Annotated in this window: 6 protein-coding genes; 4 read left to right on the top strand and 2 right to left on the bottom strand. The window is 31.8% G+C overall.

Features of this window, described 5'->3' with window-relative positions:
- Positions 1–539: uracil phosphoribosyltransferase (upp, locus tag DIU01_RS03100; protein ID WP_290831794.1), on the top strand; the 539-nt coding region annotated here is incomplete at its 5' end.
- Here upp and DIU01_RS03095 read toward each other — a convergent pair.
- A complete protein-coding gene (locus DIU01_RS03095) occupies positions 534–1463 on the bottom strand; it encodes a DUF6427 family protein (protein ID WP_290831793.1) in 930 nt (309 codons plus the stop codon). The genes upp and DIU01_RS03095 overlap by 6 nt on opposite strands.
- 48 nt (positions 1464–1511) lie before the next feature.
- Here DIU01_RS03095 and DIU01_RS03090 point away from each other — a divergent pair, with 48 nt between their 5' ends.
- The gene (locus DIU01_RS03090; RefSeq protein WP_290831792.1) at positions 1512–1742 is read left to right on the top strand and encodes a uracil phosphoribosyltransferase; all 231 of its coding nucleotides are present in this window, start codon (positions 1512–1514) and stop codon (positions 1740–1742) included.
- Here DIU01_RS03090 and purD read toward each other — a convergent pair.
- The gene (gene purD, locus DIU01_RS03085; RefSeq protein WP_290831791.1) at positions 1734–3008 is read right to left on the bottom strand and encodes a phosphoribosylamine--glycine ligase; all 1275 of its coding nucleotides are present in this window, start codon (positions 3006–3008) and stop codon (positions 1734–1736) included. The two genes, DIU01_RS03090 and purD, sit on opposite strands and share 9 nt — an antisense overlap.
- A 138-nt stretch (positions 3009–3146) precedes the next feature.
- Here purD and DIU01_RS03080 point away from each other — a divergent pair, with 138 nt between their 5' ends.
- Together DIU01_RS03080 and DIU01_RS03075 are read left to right on the top strand one after the other, a co-directional pair.
- Positions 3147–3428 (top strand): type II toxin-antitoxin system RelE/ParE family toxin, encoded by a 282-nt coding sequence (locus DIU01_RS03080; protein ID WP_290831790.1) that lies wholly within the window; start codon positions 3147–3149, stop codon positions 3426–3428.
- Positions 3429–3439: 11 nt separating this feature from the next.
- The gene (locus DIU01_RS03075; protein WP_290831789.1) at positions 3440–3742 is read left to right on the top strand and encodes a HigA family addiction module antitoxin; all 303 of its coding nucleotides are present in this window, start codon (positions 3440–3442) and stop codon (positions 3740–3742) included.
- Positions 3743–3890 lie beyond the last annotated feature (148 nt).

The following is a 3890-nucleotide window of genomic DNA, read 5'->3' as shown; positions in this document are numbered from 1 at the left end:
TTGGTGAAATTATGGCCTATGAATTGAGTAAAACTTTAGAGTATAAAGCAATTGAAGTGCAAACGCCGCTTGGAATAAAACATACCACAACACTTGCAGACAATGTGGTTTTGTGTTCTATACTTCGTGCTGGTTTAGCTTTACACACTGGGTTTATGAACATTTTTGACAATGCCGAAAACGGATTTGTTTCTGCTTATCGTCATCATCCAAACAACGATGATTATTTTGACATTTTAGTAGAATATCAAGCTGCTCCATCATTTGAAAATAAAAATCTAATTTTAATTGATCCGATGTTGGCAACAGGTCAATCAATAGTGGCCGTTTTTAATAAATTGATGACCGAAGAAACGCCAAAGGAAATTCATATTGCTGTAGTTATTGCTGCGCCAGAAGGAATTGCTTATTTAGAAAAACATCTTCCTAACAATTGCCATCTTTGGGTTGCTGCTCTTGACGAAAAATTGAACGAGAAAAACTACATTATTCCTGGTCTTGGCGATGCAGGAGATTTGGCTTACGGAAGTAAATTATAACTGTGTAAAAAAGCAAAATAATGCGGCGGCAACCGAGATAAATAAAATAAGTTCTTGCTGAATTTTATTTTGTAAATACTCAATCATATTGGTTGCCATAATTGACATTGGTAGAAAAGTGAATACCAAAACTTCATTACTTTTATTGGTTGAAAGTACAAAAATTACTATTGAAATCAATGCTGCAAAAAGTACTTTTTTGTAAGATGCTTGAAGATTTAATGGCTTGTTTGTCAATGAAAAAATCGATGGTAAAATGAAAAATAGTAAAAAAACCACATAAATAGAGAAGGCAATATTTTGATAAACATTGGTGAAATAATCAATACCGTAGTTAATTCCGTTAGACGATAAATAGGTGTTTATTGCTGATTTATCAAATAGTAAAGCATAAAAGACAAAAACAATTGATGCTAAAAAAAGGGAAACAAACGGAATTAACCAGTTTCTATAATCTCGCGAAACGTGAAAAATTATAGAAATATAAACCAAAAAAATAAACAAAATTGCCCAAAAGTGAAATAAACTTGCTACAAAAACCCACAAAGCGGCGTCAAATATTTTTTCTTTTGGTGCTTTTAATGTTTGCAAAGACACCAATCTTCGTATAGACAATAAGATAAAAAAATTGGCTAAAAGCAAATTATAATTGTCTAAAACTTTTGGAAAAAACAATAAAAATAAAAAGTAAAAAAGTATTGTGAACGCACTGTCTTTGGTCAATCCGTTCTTTTTTACAATGAAATTAGACACAAAAACCGAAGCAAATACAACCAACAGTATTCCTGCTTTTTCACCTATTCTCCACAGTGAATTCGTCCATTTTGTGTCTTGAAATTGGTACACAAAAAAGAATAAAATCATCATTATTCCTATAAAAGAATAATTAATTGGTGTAGATTTTTTAAAAACACTTGTTATCATGCGGATATTTTATACTTTTGTGGATGTAAATATAATATCTATTTAAAGATGAAAGCATTTTTTGAAGCAATACAATCACTTTTTGTTGATTTTCTTTTAAAACCACTAGATTGGTTACGTGCATTAGAGTTAGATAATTGGTGGTTAGCAAACATTGTTAGCTGGATACTTATGGGAATTTGTGCTTACTATATGGTGTACTGGATTAAACAACTACGTATTTTTGACGAAGCTGGAACAGAAAACCAAGATACAACGGCACATTCGTTCTTAAAATAAGTCGAAACCGATATCTTTTCTAAAATACATCTTATCAAAATTTAGTTTATCTATATTTTGGTAAGATTTTTTTATGGCATCTTGAAAGCTTTCGCCAAATGACGTAACGGCAATAACACGACCGCCATTGGTTACCACTTTTCCGTTTTCTAATTTTGTACCAGCGTGAAAAACAATCGAATCTTCGATATTTTCTAAACCACAAATTTCAAAACCTTTGCCGTAATCTTCTGGATATCCGCCAGACACTACCATAATTGTTGTCGCACTTCTTTCGTCAATTTCTAGAGAAACTTGATCCAATGTTTGATTTCCAACTGCTTGAAAAAGTTCAACCAAATCACTTTTCAATCTCGGAATAACAACTTCGGTTTCAGGATCGCCCATTCTAACGTTGTATTCAATAACAATTGGTTCGCCTTTCACGTTTATTAATCCAATGAAAACGAAACCTTTATATTCAATTCCGTCGTTTTGCAAACCTTCGATTGTAGGTTTTACAATTCGAGTTTCGATTTTTTCCAATAAAACTGCGTCTGCAAATGGAACCGGAGAAACTGCTCCCATTCCACCAGTATTTAAACCTGTGTCGCCTTCTCCAATTCGTTTATAATCTTTCGCTGTTGGAAGAATTTTGTAATTTTTTCCGTCGGTTAAAACGAAACAACTTAATTCAATTCCGTCAAGAAATTCTTCGATAACTACTTTAGAACTAGCATTTCCGAATTTTTCGTACACTAACATATTTCTTAATTCCGACTTAGCTTCTTCTAAATCTTGAATAATTAAAACACCTTTACCAGCAGCCAAACCATCTGCTTTTAAAACGTATGGCGGTTGTAATGTTTCTAAAAACTTACATCCTTCTTCTACCGTTTCTTTTGTAAAACTGTCGTAAGCAGCAGTTGGAATATTATTTTTTACTAAAAATTCTTTTGCAAATTCTTTACTTCCTTCCAATTTCGCACCAACTTTTGACGGACCAATTACAGGAATATGATTTAAAGCAGCATCGTTTTTGAAGAAATCATAAATTCCGTGAACCAACGGATCTTCTGGACCAACAACAACCATATCCACTTTTTCAGCTAAAGCAAATGTTTTGATTGCATCAAAATCTAAAATATTTAAAGAAACGTTTGTTGCAATTTGCGATGTTCCAGCATTTCCTGGAGCAACAAAAAGTTTAGAACATTTGTTAGATTGTAACATTTTCCATGCAAGAGCATGCTCTCTTCCTCCAGAACCAAGTAGTAAAATTGTCATTGTGTTGTATTTAATCTGAACTTGTTTCAGATTCTCATCCGAACAATTATCAGTTTTAGTTGTGGTGCAAAAATAGTTTGTTTGAAATTGAAAACATAATTTATTTTACTTATCTTTGACGTTAGTAACGTGAAAGATGTGATAATCTCATTTGGTTCAAAAGACACTGAAAGAATTTGGAATGGTATTCTAATTAAAAAACCATCAAGAGAAATTCAGGAAATTGGAAGAAGAAAATTAAGAATGCTCAATAACTCTATTGACATCAATGATTTGAGAATTCCTCCATCAAATAGGTTAGAAAAACTTTCAGGAAACTTAAGAGATTTCTACAGCATCAGAATTAATAATCAATGGAGAATAATTTTTATTTGGGAAAATGGAAATGCAAGTACCGTTGAAATTGTAGATTATCATTAAAAAATTGTACTATGGAAAAACTAAAAAACATACATCCAGGCGAAATTTTACAAGAAGAATTTTTAATTCCCTTAGAAATTAGCGCTTATCGCTTATCAAAAGATTTGAAAATACCGCAGACAAGAATTTCAGAAATTCTTAAGGGAAATAGAAGGATTACTGCTGATACTGCTTTGCGATTAAGTCAATATTTTGGGAATTCTGCGAAGTTTTGGCTTGGACTTCAAGATGATTTTGATATTGAAGAAGGTAAAGAATCTAAAGAAAAAGAATTGCAATCTATAAAAAGATTCGAAATTCAAAAAGTAGCTTAAATGTTCCAACTTTTCAATTTATCGCTCAAGGCAAATGGTTTTCCGATGAAGGAAGCAACTGCTGAATTTGAAAAAATTCTAACCATTTCTGATGGTGATTATGAAAATTATATCGATTTAAAACGAAAGGAAATTGTTGAATACCATT

The organism is Flavobacterium sp. (assembly GCF_003525665.1).
In the GTDB taxonomy this organism is placed as follows: domain Bacteria; phylum Bacteroidota; class Bacteroidia; order Flavobacteriales; family Flavobacteriaceae; genus Flavobacterium.
The sequence above is the reverse complement of the archived record's forward strand: the minus strand, read 5'-3'. Positions and strand labels throughout refer to the sequence as shown.

Bases quoted from the DNA above. Each gene is read 5' to 3' on its own strand.
- purD (WP_290831791.1), bottom strand. From the start codon at position 3,008: ATGACAATTTTACTACTTGGTTCTGGAGGAAGAGAGCATGCTCTTGCA.
- DIU01_RS03095 (WP_290831793.1), bottom strand. From the start codon at position 1,463: ATGATAACAAGTGTTTTTAAAAAATCTACACCAATTAATTATTCTTTT.
- DIU01_RS03090 (WP_290831792.1), top strand. From the start codon at position 1,512: ATGAAAGCATTTTTTGAAGCAATACAATCACTTTTTGTTGATTTTCTT.
- DIU01_RS03075 (WP_290831789.1), top strand. From the start codon at position 3,440: ATGGAAAAACTAAAAAACATACATCCAGGCGAAATTTTACAAGAAGAA.